Raw genomic sequence first — 13,847 nt, 5'->3', positions numbered from 1 at the left:
GCATGGTCCGGCCGTAGAAAAAAAATACCATAAAAATGATAAAGGACATTGGGTAGAGACATAAGTCCAAGAATATAGACCTATTCTTCTAGGGGTAATTTGTACGTCGATCCGGTACTCGAATCCTTACGTACAAGTGTACGCTGCGATTCTGCATTCTGTGTTTCCCTCAAATTCCGCCCTATAAACAAGTTTCTGAATAGGTCTAATTTATAAGTTTGTGAGATTTTAAATTGAATCCTTGAAATTCTGTAAGCCTATATGTATATTTAGTTATTAACTGAATTTAAGTTCTTATGAAATTAACAAAATTATTGAGTACCCTTTTAGTTATAGGGTTAGTTTTAGGCGGATGCAAAAACAAAAAAACCAGTGATGACATAGTAGTCCCTATCGCTACCCTTTATAATGAAGGTATTACCTTATTGGAAAAGAAAAAATATAAGAATGCTGCAGAAGAATTCGGAAGAGTATTGTACCAGCATCCAGGTAATGAAATGACGCCGCAAGCCGAATTGATGCAGGCTTATTCTTTATTTCTCGCCGCTCAATATGAAGAAGCGGTTGATGTGCTTGATATGTTCATTAAGTTGCACCCTGCAAATGTTGACATTGCTTATGCATATTACCTTAAAGCATTATCATATTATATGTTAATTTCAGACGTAAATCATGATCAATCTAGAACTTTCCTAGCTAAAGATAGTTTTGAAGACGTAATAGCAAAATTCCCACATACTAAATATGCTATTGATTCATCTTTAAAAATTGACCTAGTAAACGATCATTTAGCAGGTAAAGAGATGATGGTAGGTCGGTTTTACTTAAAGAAAAAGAATCCGATGGCAGCTATAAATAGATTTGAAGAGGTAATTGATAATTATCAAACTACTTCTCACTCGGTAGAAGCTCTTTACCGTTTAGCCGAGAGTTATATGATACTTGGACTTCCGGATGAAGCAAAAAAATATGCCTCAGTGCTAGGTTACAACTATCCTGATAGTCAATGGTATAGTTATGCGTACAGGCTAGTTCAGAACCACCAAAATTAAGCGGCATATGTTCTACAGTCTCTCAGTTAAAAACTTCATTCTGATAGACGAGCTGGAAATTGAGTTTAATAAAGGTTTATGTGTTATTACCGGTGAAACGGGAGCCGGTAAATCTATTTTACTTGATGCTATTTTATTTTGCTTAGGTTATAAAACTTCAAATAATATAATAAAGCGTGGAAAAGAGTACGCTGTTGTTAATATAATATTCTCTTTAAATGAAGAAATAAAAAATTTTCTGATTCAAAATTTGATTGAACCTGAAGAGTTATTGTTTGTAAAGTGTCTGCAAAAAGCCGAAGGACGAAAAAATTTTTTCATTAATAATCAATTGGTTACTAAAGCTCTTATGCAGCAATTAGCTACTTATTTATTCGAGCTTCATGGACAAAATAATAATATTTCTCTTCTAGAAGCAAATACGCAGCGTGATATTTTAGATAGTTATGGAAATCTTTTGGACTTTCGAGCGGAGCTTTCCAAATGCTATCAGGCTTGGCAAAATACTCGGAAAGAAATGGCCGAAATAACACTTAAACAAAATTCTATAGAACAAGAAATTGATTATTTGAGCTTTGCAACGGAAGAATTAACTAAACTGAACATTCAAACAGGTGAAGAAGAAAAATTAGCAAATCTACGAAAAGATTTGCAAAATAAAGATAAGGATTTACAGCTAATAAAAGATATTCTAGAACAGATTAATAACATAAATACATCGATTAATAGAGCAGAGAAATTATTAGCAAGGCAAGGCAACAATGAGCGTTTTGAAGCTATCGTTACAAGTTTAGAGGAAGCCTATAATAATCTAGAAGAAGCACGCCAAGAATTATCAAATCTGTTAGATAGTTTCAATTATGAGGAATATAATCTTGAAGAAACAGAAGAAAGATTATTTTTAATAAAAGCTATTAGCCGTAAATATAATGTTCCTGCTGATGCGTTAGGTGTATTTTTAGATAAATCTTTAGAGCAGCTCAGTATATTAAAACACAAAATAGCAAATAGTAATGAGTTGAAAGCTCAAGAAGTACTACTGCAGAAAAAATATTATGAACTAGCGAGTAATTTATCTGCAAAGCGTCTTATTGTTGCAAAACATCTAGAAGAATCGTTGCATCAGGAACTAAAGCAGCTTAAAATGGCGAAAGCAATTTTTGAGATTGAGATAAATGCTAAAGAACCAACAGCCGACGGTAATGACGATATTGTGTTTAAAGCGTCTACTAACCCGGGAACAGCAGCTGCAGCAATTAATAAAATCGCTTCCGGCGGTGAATTATCAAGATTCATGTTAGCTTTAAAAACTTCTTTGTTTGATAAAATGGTAAAACCATCTATTATATTTGATGAAATAGATGTCGGGATTGGCGGAGAGGTCGCAGATAAAGTAGGTGAGCGATTAAAAAAACTTAGTAGCGTTACTCAAGTAATAGTTATTACGCACCAACCGCAAGTAGCAGGTAAAGCGGATTTGCATATAAAAATCGAGAAAACACAGCTAGAGAAAGAAACGAAAGTAACGGTAAAAGCTTTAAATTTAGCTGAAAGACAGGAGGAACTCGCCCGCATGATTTCAGGTAAAACAATCACCAAAGCAAGTTTAAAAGCAGCAAAGGAGTTGTTGCATTTGTAATAGGCACTAGCGGTACGGTTTTTATGTCATTCCTGCGAAAGCGAGAATGACATAATAGGGAACATATGAACCACAACTACACAAAATTAGAAAACGAATTTGCAACTATCTCACATTTTAATAATATCTTGAGCATATTATACTGGGATGTTGCCGTAAATATGCCTATGGGTTCAGGTGAGAGTAGGACAAACGAAATAGTAACTTTAACGTCGCTAGTTCATTCTATGCTCAAATCTCCTATTCTAAAGGAGCTACTTAGCAAGGCAAAAGAAGAATCAAAGAACCTTGATGAATGGCAGAATGGTAATATTAGAGAGATTGAGAGAAAAGTAACAGATGCAAATTGTATTGACGAACAACTACAAAAGAAATGCGTAGCAGCTACTACTAAAGCCGCACTTGTTTGGCGAGAAGCAAGAAAACATAACGACTATAATTTATTCAAATCACACTTACAAAAAGTCTTAGATTATACGAAAGAAGTGGCTAAAGTACGAGCAGATGCTTTTAATTGTGGATTATACAACTCATTAATAGATATGTTTGATCCAAGCAGAAAAAGTAGCGAGATCAAACAAGTTTTTTCAGTACTTAAAAAAGCACTCCTGCAGCTCATAAATAAAGTTTTAGAAAAACAGAAAACCGAGAAAGAACTAGTAAAACACAGCAAACTAGCTCCTGAAATGCAAAAGCGTATCGGAAAACGCATTATGGAAATTATGCAGTTTGATCTAACAAAAGGACGATTAGACGCATCGACTCATCCTTTTTGCGGTGGGAACGCCAAACGATATACGTTTAACTACTAGGTATGATAAAGATAATTTCATAAGCGGTTTAATGGGAATTATTCATGAAACAGGACATGCTTTATATGAGCAGAATCTACCGGAAATGTATAAAGGGCAGCTGGTTGGGCTTGCTAAAGGTATGGCATTCCATGAAAGCCAATCTTTATTTATGGAAATGCAAGTAGGTAGATCAAGAGAATTTACCGAATTTTTAGCTAAATTACTTAGAGACGAATTTGCTTTTAAAAGCGAAGAATATTCAGCAGCAAGTTTATATAGAAAAATTACAAGAGTGACGCCTGATTTTATAAGAGTAGATGCAGATGAATTAACTTATCCGATGCACGTAATGTTACGTTTTGAGATAGAGGAAATGCTTATCAATGGCGACTTGAATCTCGATGAGTTACCAAGCTGTTGGGATAGTAAGATGCAGGAATATTTAGGCGTTAAACCGGTAAGTTTTAGTAACGGCTGTCTTCAAGATATTCATTGGTCACACGGAAATTTCGGTTACTTTCCCGCCTATACAAACGGTGCAATTATCGCATCAATGGTGATGAAAAAAGTAAAAGAGATGCATTCAAATATAAAAGATGATATATTAAAAGGTGATTTTAGTAACTTAAATAATTATCTAAATAAGAATTTTAGAAATCTCGGTTCGTTAAAAAATTCAGCCGATTTATTAAAAAGTGCTAGCGGTGAGGCAAAAATCAGCCCTGAGGTGTATATAAGATATTTAGAAGGGAAGTATTTATAGTAATAAAATCGTTATTGCGAGGAAATTACGCAGTAATTGACGAAGCAATCTCGGAAGAATTGCTGAAATTGCCACGCTCCTTGCAGTCGCTTGCAATGACAGCTTATGACAACAACTAAACAATACAAACAATAATATGGAAGAAGACTTTAAAAAAACAGGTTATTTATTTGGCGGGAATGCTGTTTTTGTTGAAGAGCTATATAAGCAATATCTAGCCAACCCTGCCTCGGTTGATCAAACTTGGCAAGATTTTTTTGCCGGCATTCAGGATAATAATACTTTACTCAATAAAAGTACGGCAAAAATAATTATCCCTGATGAAATAAAAAAAGAATCGTTAAATAATAATTTATCTTCTGAAGACTTAAATAGTTTAAAAGCTAAGGAAATGATCAATGCTTATCGCAAGCATGCTCACTATTTAGCGAATCTTGATCCGCTTGGTCTTGAGCTACGTAAAACAAAAAATGATTTAAAGCTTAATATAGAAACTTTTGGTTTTGATAGCAGTCAGCTAGAAGAAAATATCAATATTACGGATGAATTTGTCGGTACTTGGAACTGTAAATTATCTGAATTAGTGACCAAGTTCGATAAAGTTTATACAGGTTCTATAGGTGTAGAGTTTGAGCAAATAGAAAATGTAGCAAGAAAAAATTGGTTATATAATAAGCTAGAAAGCGAAGTTACGTTTTCTTCTGAAGACAAAAAAACTATCTTAAATGATTTAGTAGAAGTAGAAGGGTTTGAGCAGTATTTACATACAAAATTTCCCGGAGTTAAGCGTTTTTCCATTGAGGGTGGTGATGCTGCTATAGTTGCTATGAGTAAAGCTATAGATTTATCCATGCATCAGGGCGTCTCAGAAATCGTTATCGGTATGGCACATCGAGGGAGATTAAACACTCTAACTAAAGTAGTAGGTAAGCCATATAAAGCCGTTATTGCGGGCTTCATAAGCGGCAGCGTATTTCCTGATGAGCTAAATGTTTCAGGCGATGTAAAATACCATTTAGGCTATTCGTTCGATAGAACTCTAGAGGATAAGACAATACACTTGTCGCTAGCCGATAACCCTTCACATTTAGAAGCGGTCAATCCTATAGTTGCAGGAAAAGTAAGAGCAAAGCAAGATATTCTTGGAGATACTAAACGCAGCAAAGTCAAAGCTATTTTAGTACATGGCGATGCTGCTTTTTGCGGTCAGGGCGTGGTTGCCGAGAGTCTATCAATGTCACCTTTAGCTGCTTATGATATCGGCGGGATATTGCATTTCGTCATTAATAATCAGTTAGGTTTTACGGCTAATGCTGCAGATACTAGAGCTAGTAGATATTCTACGGAGTTTGCTAAAATCATAGCTGCCCCGATTTTACACGTTAACGGTGACGATATAGAAGCAGTGTTAAAAGCCACCAATATTGCGGTAGAATACAGGCAGAAATTTGGTAAGGATGTTGTAGTAGAAATTATTTGTTACCGTAAATATGGGCATAATGAGGGCGATGAGCCGATGTATACTCAAGGCAAGATGTATAACATTATTAAAAACAAACTGACCCCTGGAAATATTTACGCAAATGAGTTAGTAAAAAGCGGTGTAATCGACAATAATTATTTTGCTAAGTTAAAAGAAGAATTTAAAGCAAAACTAGATAAGGAATATGAGCAGGCAAAAAGTTATAAGCAAGAAGCACATTGCTTAGGCGGATTATGGCAAGGTATTGCTCGTACTCGTACACAAGCTACAATAACGGGTATCAGTAAAAAAACATTACACGATTTAGGCACTAAACTATGCGAAATACCGAAAGATTTTGCCGTTAATCCAAAACTTGTAAAACTATTTGAAGCTCGAAAAGCCACTCTAACAGCTGATCAACCTATTGATTGGGCGACGGCAGAGCAGCTAGCTTTTGCAAGCTTGCTTGCTTCAGGCACAAATATAAGGCTAACCGGACAAGATTCAGGACGCGGTACTTTCTCGCATCGTCATTCAGTATTGCACAACCAAATTGATGGTACTACCTATATACCTCTAAATAATTTATCTAAAGAACAAGCAAAATACGAGGTAGCCGATAGTAATGTATCTGAATATGCGGTGCTTGGTTTTGAGTATGGTTATTCACTCGCAAATCCAAAAAATTTAGTTGTATGGGAAGCACAATTTGGTGATTTTGCTAATGGAGCTCAGATTATTTTTGACCAGTTTATTTCAAGCAGCGAAACTAAATGGCTTCGTATGAGCGGGCTTGTGGTTTTGTTACCTCATGCATTTGAGGGACAAGGACCGGAGCATAGTTCGGCAAGACTTGAGAGGTTCTTACAACTGGCGGCTGAGAATAATATGTATGTTACATACCCTACTACCCCTGCTTCGATTTTCCATCTGCTACGTCGCCAAATACTTGATGATACCCGTAAACCGTTAATCGTAATGTCGCCGAAATCATTATTACGTCATAAATATGCCGTATCTAAACTTGACGAGCTAGGTGCAAATACTACTTTCTTACCAGTTTTAGATGAAGTAACTAAAGTAGATACAAACAATATTACTAAAGTAATTTTATGCAGCGGTAAGGTATATTACGATCTATTTGAAATGCGTGGCAATAACAGTAATATAGCGATTATTAGGCTTGAGCAATTATACCCTTTTGAAAAAAAACTTGTAGCATCGCTATTAAAAAAATATAATAGGACGCAGGAATTTATTTGGTGTCAGGAAGAACCAAAGAATATGGGAACTTGGTGTTATATAGTTTCTCACTTAAACGATGCTTTAAAAGAAGCAGGAATTAAAAATGAATTTAAATATGTAGGTAGAGAGGAATCAGCCTCTCCAGCAGTAGGCTCGCTACAAGCACATAATAAACAGCAAGAGAAACTATTAAAGACAGCATTGGGAATATGATTCTTAGGGTATTGCCTAATAATCATCATTACGAGCGACTAAAAGAGCGTGGCAATCTCAGGAATTTGCCTGAGATTGCTTCGTCGACGCTTATAGCGTCTTCTCGCAATGACGATAAAACTATACAGGGCGATGCTATACAAATATAGGAGTAAAATAAATTATGAGAGTTAAAATTATAGTACCGTCGCTTGGGGAGTCCATAACGGAAGCAACTATTGCCAAATGGTATAAGAAAGAAGGCGATTCGGTTAAAACCGATGAATTACTGTTAGAAATCGAAACCGAAAAAGTGACTTTAGAAGTTCATGCTCCTTGCAATGGTACTATAGGTAAAATATCGAAAACTGACGGTGCAAATGTAGCAGTTGGCGAAGAAATAGGCGAAATAAATGAAGGAGCATCTGTAAATACTGCCGGTACTAATAATGAATCTGCTAAAGCTCAACCAGTAACACAACCTACTTCAGAAAAACCTGCTGTGGCTAATAATACTCTTGCTCCTTCTGTACAAAAATTAGTTACCGAAAATAAGCTTGACCCCAATAATATAAAAGGAACAGGTAGAGATGGTAGAATTACCAAAGGTGATGTGCTTGCAACAATAAACACTACGACTACTTCTGCTCCTGCAATAAGTAAATCTAATGAAGAAAGAGTGCAGCGTGTTCGTATGTCACGCTTGCGTAAAACTATTGCACAGCGTTTAAAAGATTCACAAAATACAGCAGCTATTTTGACTACTTTTAATGAAATCGATATGTCAAAAGTAATTGCTTTGCGTAATCAATATAAAGAAGAGTTTGAGAAAAAGCACACTGTGAAACTTGGGTTGATGTCTTTCTTTGTTAAAGCAACAATTGAAGCTTTAAAGCTTATTCCGTCGGTAAATGCTGAAATAGATGGCGATGATTTAGTATATAAAAATTACTATGATATAGGTGTAGCTGTCGGAACAGAGCAAGGGCTTGTTGTACCGGTTGTTAGGGATGCCGATAAAATGGGATTTGCCGAAGTGGAGAAAACTATAGGAATTTTGGCTAAACAAGCTCGTGAGGGTAAGCTTTCTATGGCTGATTTGTCAGGTGGGACATTCTCGATTTCTAACGGAGGCGTATATGGCTCATTATTATCTACACCGATTATTAATCCTCCTCAATCAGGTATTCTAGGCTTACATAAAACCGAGGAAAGAGCTGTAGTTATAGACGGTACAATTGAAATACGTCCGATGATGTATATAGCTTTATCTTACGATCATCGTATAATTGATGGGAAAGAAGGAGTATCGTTCTTGGTAAAAATTAAGCAGCTTATTGAGAATCCTGAAAAGTTATTGTTAAATTTGTAAAAAATTGTCATTGCGAGCAGTCGTAGGCTGCGTGGCAATCTCATGAAATCATAACAAACTCCTGAGATTGCTTCGTCAATTACTGCGTAATTTTCCTCACAATGACGTGGTCCCGTTTTTACTCTTTGAAAAAAAAGTAAAATCATTCAAAGAAAGGAAGTATATAATAATGATAAAATGTACTCGTCGTATTGAGTTCGATGCAGGACATAGAATTATAGCACATCAAAATAAATGTCAATTCCTGCACGGTCATCGCTATGTTCTTGAGATCGCTATAGCCGCAAACAAAACCGATAAACTTGGTATGGTAATCGATTTTGGTTTAATTAAGGATTTAGCTAAAAAATGGATTGATGAAAATTTTGATCATAGCTTAATCCTACATCAAGACGATAAGGAAATGGGGCAGCAAATAGAAAATTATACCGGTCAAAAAATATATTACATGCAAAATAACCCAACTGCAGAAAATATAGCGACGCATTTAAAGAATGAAATTTTTCCTAAACTTTTCGTAAGTCAAAACTTCTTCGTAACTAGCCTCAAACTATATGAAACACCGAATTGTTTTGTTGAGGTTTAGGCATGCAAGATTGCTGTTTAATTTTAACTACTACTAATGATTTACAAATTGCCGAGAAAATAGCATCTGTTTTGTTAGAATTAAATCTTACTGCCTGCATTCAAATTGACGATGTCAAAAGTTACTTTAGATGGAATGGTAGAGTAACTTTAGAAACTGAATATAGACTTGTAATTAAAACAAAATCTTCTAATTATAATGAAATTGAAAATAAACTCCTTGAAATGCATAATTATGAATTACCACAAATAATAAAAATAAATATTGACTATGGCTTTCAAAAGTACTTAGAATGGATTAACCAAAATAATAAATAAACTTATAGTTGAGAAAATTTAAAATTAAGTAAGTAAATTATGAAATTATGGCAAAAAGTTACCTTAGGGTTAATCTTAGGTATTATATTTGGTATATACTTACCACAATATGTTAATTATATTAAACCTATCGGTGACATTTTCTTACGTTTGATAAAAATGATCATTACCCCTTTAATTTTCTTCAGTTTGGTTTCCGGTATCACTAGTATGCATGATAATTCTGCCCTTGGTAGAGTAGGAATGAAAGCGGTAGTCGCTTTTTTAGGTACTACTTTTTTTGCCACGGTTTTTGGACTCACTGTTGCCTTAGTATTAAAGCCAGGAGTAGGCGTACATATAGATTTCACCTCTTCAGGAACGACAAGCAGAACTTCATTTAATATAATTGATTTTTTTGTAAATATCGTCCCTGATAATGCTGTTGGGGCTTTTGCAAACGGTGATGTCTTACAAGTTGTATTTTTTGCTATTTTTGTTGGAATTACCTTAAACAAAATGAAATCTATCGGTGAACCTATTACTGATTTAATTCATGTAATGTCAAAATTAATATTAAAAATGATATCGTTTGTTATTCAATTATCCCCTTACGGTGCTTTTGCTTTAACAGGCTGGATTGTAGGCATGCAGGGCGTTGAGGTAATGATTAGTTTATCGAAACTTGTTGTAGCGGTAGTTGTGGCGATGACATTCCAATATTTAGTTTTTGGCTTACTGATATGTGTATTCTGTCGTGTTTCACCTATACCTTTTTATAAGAAAAGTTTTGAGTATCAGATACTTGCTTTTTCTACTTCAAGCAGTAAGGCAACTCTTGCAACTACTATGCAAGTTTGTCGTGAAAAGCTTGGCATTTCAGAGTCTAGTACTTCGTTCGTACTTCCGATAGGTGCATCAATTAATATGGACGGCTTTGCTATAAATTTATCTCTTACCACCATATTTTTTGCTCAGATGATGGGAGTAACACTTGCTCCTCACGACTATTTAGTCATTATTCTCACCTCAACACTTGGATCTATCGGTGGTGCCGGTATTCCCGGTGCCTCTTTGATAATGCTTCCTATGGTTCTTTCTTCGGTTCACTTACCTATAGAGGGAGTAGCAATTATTGCTGGTATTGACCGAATACTTGATATGCTACGTACTACTATCAATATTACCGGCGATGCAACAATTACTATGATTATAGATAACAGCGAAGATACTTTAGATAAGGAAGTATATTTATCTTAATGATATTGCTAACTAAGACCAGACATTGTCATTGCGAGCAACTATAAGCATTGTTGTCTGAATTGAAAAATGCGTTTTATGTCATTCCCGCGAAAGCGGGAATCCAAGGAAAAGCGAAATTAAAATATAGTTATCAAAAAGAAGATAATAGAATAGAATTTTTACAAGGTGATTCTAATAAAGTAGAGGCAATATTCCCAAAAGAAAAAATATCTGAAATAGTACATCCTATACTTTGAATAGAAGATGCTCATATTAATACTATAGGTATTTTAGAATATTTTTGAAGAAGGGGATTATTTCATCATTGAAGATACTAATATTGACTATAATAATGCGTGCTATGATGTTTGGAGGAAAATTTTAGATGAAAAAACTTGTATAGCAACATTAGAAAATTTAAACAATACAATCGTTAGATTAACTAGCTGGTTGAAAGAAAACAAAGATTTATATTTAGTAGATACAAAATATGTAAATTATACAAAAGAAATTAAAGATGCCGTAAATAATAATGCAGAAATTATACATATAAAAAATATCGATCAAAAAAATTATAATATAATGACTCCCTATGACGGTGAAGTACGGATTAGCGGAATAGAAGAATTAATTTGTCATATGTATGGAGTAATAGGGATAATTGGTAGTTTGCCTGTATTATATAAAGAAGATAAGAATATTATTAGAGCAGTAGCACCAAGACGTAATTCGCATAATGAACATAGCTCTCAATCGCCGTATAATGATTGAGATTGGCATGTAGATGCTGCATACCGTCCAAATGACCAAGAAGAGTGATAACTTATCTCCTATAGTTGACACTTAATTTTGGGGATTGTACATAAAGGACATGAGAATCTACCTATAGTATATATTAGCCTTAAAGATATTATTAAATCAATTGAGCTACCAAGATATCTTAATCGGGCTAACAACATCGCAGTCGTAGACTGCATGGCACTCCCCAAAAAATAATAAAAGAATTCTGTAAATCAGAATTTTTTCTCTTCCTTACTTCGTCAATTGCTATGCAATTTTCTTGCAATGACAGAGACAGAACATAAGGCAGCAAATTAAGATAGGTTTTTATCCTAACTTGTGAAGTATAAATAGAAACGCTACACAAATTTAACGGTGAGAATTGAGAAGCTTTTTTATTGCTTTTCTTTGTTTTGAGTCTTTATGCTATTTCTTTCTTTTATAATTTTCAGTTTAGTTTTAAATGGAGCAACAAATAAAGCAGTATAGTATTCTACGTCAGAAGCATGTAAAGTTCTATTAGCATCCACCGCTATCCAATCTAAAGCTCTTTTCCCTTTGCAATCTTTAATTTTTGATCCGCTCCATATTCTAATAAAATACGAGTAGGTTCAACATTAAGATATGATGATGCATAATAAGGGAAGTCATTCCGGTTTTAGAATTTTGAACATTAGGATTAACACCTAACTTAAGCAAAAGTTTTATTAAATCAAGATTATTTCTTTCTGCGGCTAGCATCATTCCGGTAATACCGTCTTCATATCTTAAATTAGGACTCATGCCCTGATTAATTAAAAGTTCGGCAATTTCCGGCTTCATAAATCCTATATTTATATGGATTAAATTCATAGGTGCACCACACTTTAATAAAAAATCGGCAATTTTTATATTATTATTCGATATAGCATAATCTAAAGGAGTCCAGCCCAAATATGGTTGATTTACTCCATATCCCTCATCTAATATTTTTTTACTTCATCAATATTATCTGCTTTAATAGCATTTGCTATCGGTGTAATTGGATTTTCGACTTTTTGATCATACTCAACACCATTCACATATATCTTTTTTAAACTCAAGTTTACATTCCATAACATGAATAGAAGCAATAATAAAAATAATTATAAACTTTAAAATTACTTGAATAATTTTCATATAATCAATCTAGGTACTATGTAGCTATACAGCATTAAACCTTTGTCGGTAAGATAGATATTTTCATCTAGTCTAATTAAGTCTAACGCTTGATAATGCTTAAGATTATTCATATCTAAAATATGCTCTAATTTCGTGTTTAATTTCTGCTCTAATGTAGAAATATTTATACCTTTGCTAAGGCGTAAACCCATCATTAGCATTTCTTCAATAATCTCTTGATGTGTTAACTTAGTATTAGTTTGAATACCAACATTTTTTGTTTTAACCGCATCTAACCATTTTTCAGGTTTATGCCACATCATAATTGCCGATACCGAACTTGAGGATTCAATGATTCTACTATGAGCTCCGGGGCCTATACCTAAATAGCTATTATAATTCCAATAAGTTAAATTATGCAAACATTCATACCCTATCATAGCATAATTGGATATTTCATATCTAAAATACTTTTTAGATTCTAGATAATGATTCGTCCATTCATACATTTCAGCTGCCGCATCTGAATGCGGCAAAATCAGATTACCCTCCTTAAACAATTTATAACACGGCGTACCTTTTTCGATAGTCAATTGATAAAGAGAAATATGTGAGGTAGCGAGCTGCATAGCTTGTTTTAATTCTTCTTGCCAGTCTTTTAATGTCTGACCGCTACGTGCATATATTAAATCAAATGACACTCGTAGAAAAATCGTATTTGCCGCCTCAATTGTTTTAATGGCCTGCATACAATCATGAGTCCTACCTAATTTTTTTAAATCGTCCTCTTTTAAGGATTGCACTCCTATTGAAACACGATTAATTCCAGCGGCTTTGAATGCTTTAAATTTTTCAGTTTCAAATGATGTGGGATTAGTTTCTAGAGTTATCTCGGTTTGATTATCAATAATTGCTAGATTACTGATTTTATTTATTATTCCTTCAACTATTACAGGATTCATTAAAGAGGGAGTACCGCCTCCAAAAAAAATAGATTTTATATATTTATTTTGAATAATATCCTTAAAATATTCAATTTCAGTTTCATAAGATTTAAGCCACGGATTATGATCTATAGTACTTGCTACATGAGAATTAAAATCACAATACGGACATTTGGACAAACAAAAAGGCCAATGAATATAAATACTTAAATCATTAGCTATAACTCTCATATGTTGTATTTTTGCTAGTACTAGCTTAGGTTTTGTGGACATTGCTAAAAAGATTTAATTTTGGTTATTTTTTGCTACAAATTATAAGATTTTTTTGAAAAATGAA

At 34.0% G+C, this 13,847-nt stretch carries 12 protein-coding genes and 2 pseudogenes; 11 read left to right on the top strand and 3 right to left on the bottom strand.

Annotated features, from left to right (window positions below; all coding sequences use genetic code 11):
- Nucleotides 1–86: 86 nt before the first annotated feature.
- Nucleotides 87–195, bottom strand: a pseudogene (locus ACHBLB_RS03665) (palindromic element RPE1 domain-containing protein); the annotation flags it as partial.
- Nucleotides 196–296: 101 nt separating this feature from the next.
- Between ACHBLB_RS03665 and ACHBLB_RS03660 the strand changes: the two are divergent.
- From ACHBLB_RS03660 to ACHBLB_RS03610, 11 genes and pseudogenes are all read left to right on the top strand, one after another.
- A complete protein-coding gene (locus ACHBLB_RS03660) occupies nucleotides 297–1,052 on the top strand; it encodes an outer membrane protein assembly factor BamD (protein ID WP_475840653.1) in 756 nt (251 codons plus the stop codon).
- Between the two features lie 7 nt (nucleotides 1,053–1,059).
- A complete protein-coding gene (recN, locus tag ACHBLB_RS03655) occupies nucleotides 1,060–2,691 on the top strand; it encodes a DNA repair protein RecN (protein ID WP_475840651.1) in 1,632 nt (543 codons plus the stop codon).
- A 65-nt stretch (nucleotides 2,692–2,756) separates the two neighbouring features.
- Nucleotides 2,757–4,248 (top strand): annotated as a pseudogene (locus tag ACHBLB_RS03650) (carboxypeptidase M32).
- A 136-nt stretch (nucleotides 4,249–4,384) separates the two neighbouring features.
- Nucleotides 4,385–7,171, top strand: coding sequence for a 2-oxoglutarate dehydrogenase E1 component (locus ACHBLB_RS03645; RefSeq protein ID WP_475840649.1), 2,787 nt, complete (start codon nucleotides 4,385–4,387; stop codon nucleotides 7,169–7,171).
- Nucleotides 7,172–7,182: 11 nt separating this feature from the next.
- Nucleotides 7,183–7,320, top strand: coding sequence for an alpha-ketoglutarate decarboxylase (locus tag ACHBLB_RS03640; RefSeq protein ID WP_475840647.1), 138 nt, complete (start codon nucleotides 7,183–7,185; stop codon nucleotides 7,318–7,320).
- 14 nt (nucleotides 7,321–7,334) lie between these two features.
- Nucleotides 7,335–8,522, top strand: coding sequence for a 2-oxoglutarate dehydrogenase complex dihydrolipoyllysine-residue succinyltransferase (gene odhB / locus ACHBLB_RS03635; protein WP_475840645.1), 1,188 nt, complete (start codon nucleotides 7,335–7,337; stop codon nucleotides 8,520–8,522).
- 169 nt (nucleotides 8,523–8,691) lie between these two features.
- Nucleotides 8,692–9,108: a 6-pyruvoyl trahydropterin synthase family protein gene (locus tag ACHBLB_RS03630; RefSeq protein ID WP_475840643.1), complete on the top strand. Its 417-nt coding sequence runs from the start codon at nucleotides 8,692–8,694 to the stop codon at nucleotides 9,106–9,108.
- Between the two features lie 2 nt (nucleotides 9,109–9,110).
- The gene (gene cutA, locus ACHBLB_RS03625) at nucleotides 9,111–9,425 is read left to right on the top strand and encodes a divalent-cation tolerance protein CutA (RefSeq protein WP_012150441.1); all 315 of its coding nucleotides are present in this window, start codon (nucleotides 9,111–9,113) and stop codon (nucleotides 9,423–9,425) included.
- Nucleotides 9,426–9,464: 39 nt separating this feature from the next.
- Complete coding sequence (locus ACHBLB_RS03620; RefSeq protein ID WP_475840641.1) at nucleotides 9,465–10,664, top strand: dicarboxylate/amino acid:cation symporter; 1,200 nt, start codon at nucleotides 9,465–9,467, stop codon at nucleotides 10,662–10,664.
- 53 nt (nucleotides 10,665–10,717) lie between these two features.
- Nucleotides 10,718–10,903: a hypothetical protein gene (locus tag ACHBLB_RS03615; RefSeq protein WP_014013930.1), complete on the top strand. Its 186-nt coding sequence runs from the start codon at nucleotides 10,718–10,720 to the stop codon at nucleotides 10,901–10,903.
- 193 nt (nucleotides 10,904–11,096) lie between these two features.
- Nucleotides 11,097–11,417 carry a hypothetical protein gene (locus tag ACHBLB_RS03610; RefSeq protein WP_014419715.1) on the top strand — a complete coding sequence of 107 codons (321 nt, stop codon included), beginning with the start codon at nucleotides 11,097–11,099 and terminating at the stop codon, nucleotides 11,415–11,417.
- A gap of 600 nt (nucleotides 11,418–12,017) precedes the next feature.
- Here the strand turns inward: ACHBLB_RS03610 and ACHBLB_RS03605 are convergent.
- Together ACHBLB_RS03605 and hemW are read right to left on the bottom strand one after the other, a co-directional pair.
- The gene (locus tag ACHBLB_RS03605; RefSeq protein ID WP_012736679.1) at nucleotides 12,018–12,359 is read right to left on the bottom strand and encodes an ankyrin repeat domain-containing protein; all 342 of its coding nucleotides are present in this window, start codon (nucleotides 12,357–12,359) and stop codon (nucleotides 12,018–12,020) included.
- Nucleotides 12,360–12,580: 221 nt separating this feature from the next.
- Nucleotides 12,581–13,783 (bottom strand): radical SAM family heme chaperone HemW, encoded by a 1,203-nt coding sequence (gene hemW, locus ACHBLB_RS03600; protein ID WP_475842686.1) that lies wholly within the window; start codon nucleotides 13,781–13,783, stop codon nucleotides 12,581–12,583.
- Nucleotides 13,784–13,847: the final 64 nt, after the last annotated feature.

The organism is Rickettsia lanei (assembly GCF_056242675.1).
The sequence above is the reverse complement of the archived record's forward strand: the minus strand, read 5'-3'. Positions and strand labels throughout refer to the sequence as shown.

What these genes read in the sequence shown, in the direction of transcription:
- ACHBLB_RS03660 (WP_475840653.1), top strand. Translation starts at nt 297, where the DNA reads ATGAAATTAACAAAATTATTGAGTACCCTTTTAGTTATAGGGTTAGTT.
- recN (WP_475840651.1), top strand. Translation starts at nt 1,060, where the DNA reads ATGTTCTACAGTCTCTCAGTTAAAAACTTCATTCTGATAGACGAGCTG.
- ACHBLB_RS03645 (WP_475840649.1), top strand. Translation starts at nt 4,385, where the DNA reads ATGGAAGAAGACTTTAAAAAAACAGGTTATTTATTTGGCGGGAATGCT.
- odhB (WP_475840645.1), top strand. Translation starts at nt 7,335, where the DNA reads ATGAGAGTTAAAATTATAGTACCGTCGCTTGGGGAGTCCATAACGGAA.
- ACHBLB_RS03630 (WP_475840643.1), top strand. Translation starts at nt 8,692, where the DNA reads ATGATAAAATGTACTCGTCGTATTGAGTTCGATGCAGGACATAGAATT.
- cutA (WP_012150441.1), top strand. Translation starts at nt 9,111, where the DNA reads ATGCAAGATTGCTGTTTAATTTTAACTACTACTAATGATTTACAAATT.
- ACHBLB_RS03620 (WP_475840641.1), top strand. Translation starts at nt 9,465, where the DNA reads ATGAAATTATGGCAAAAAGTTACCTTAGGGTTAATCTTAGGTATTATA.
- hemW (WP_475842686.1), bottom strand. Translation starts at nt 13,783, where the DNA reads ATGTCCACAAAACCTAAGCTAGTACTAGCAAAAATACAACATATGAGA.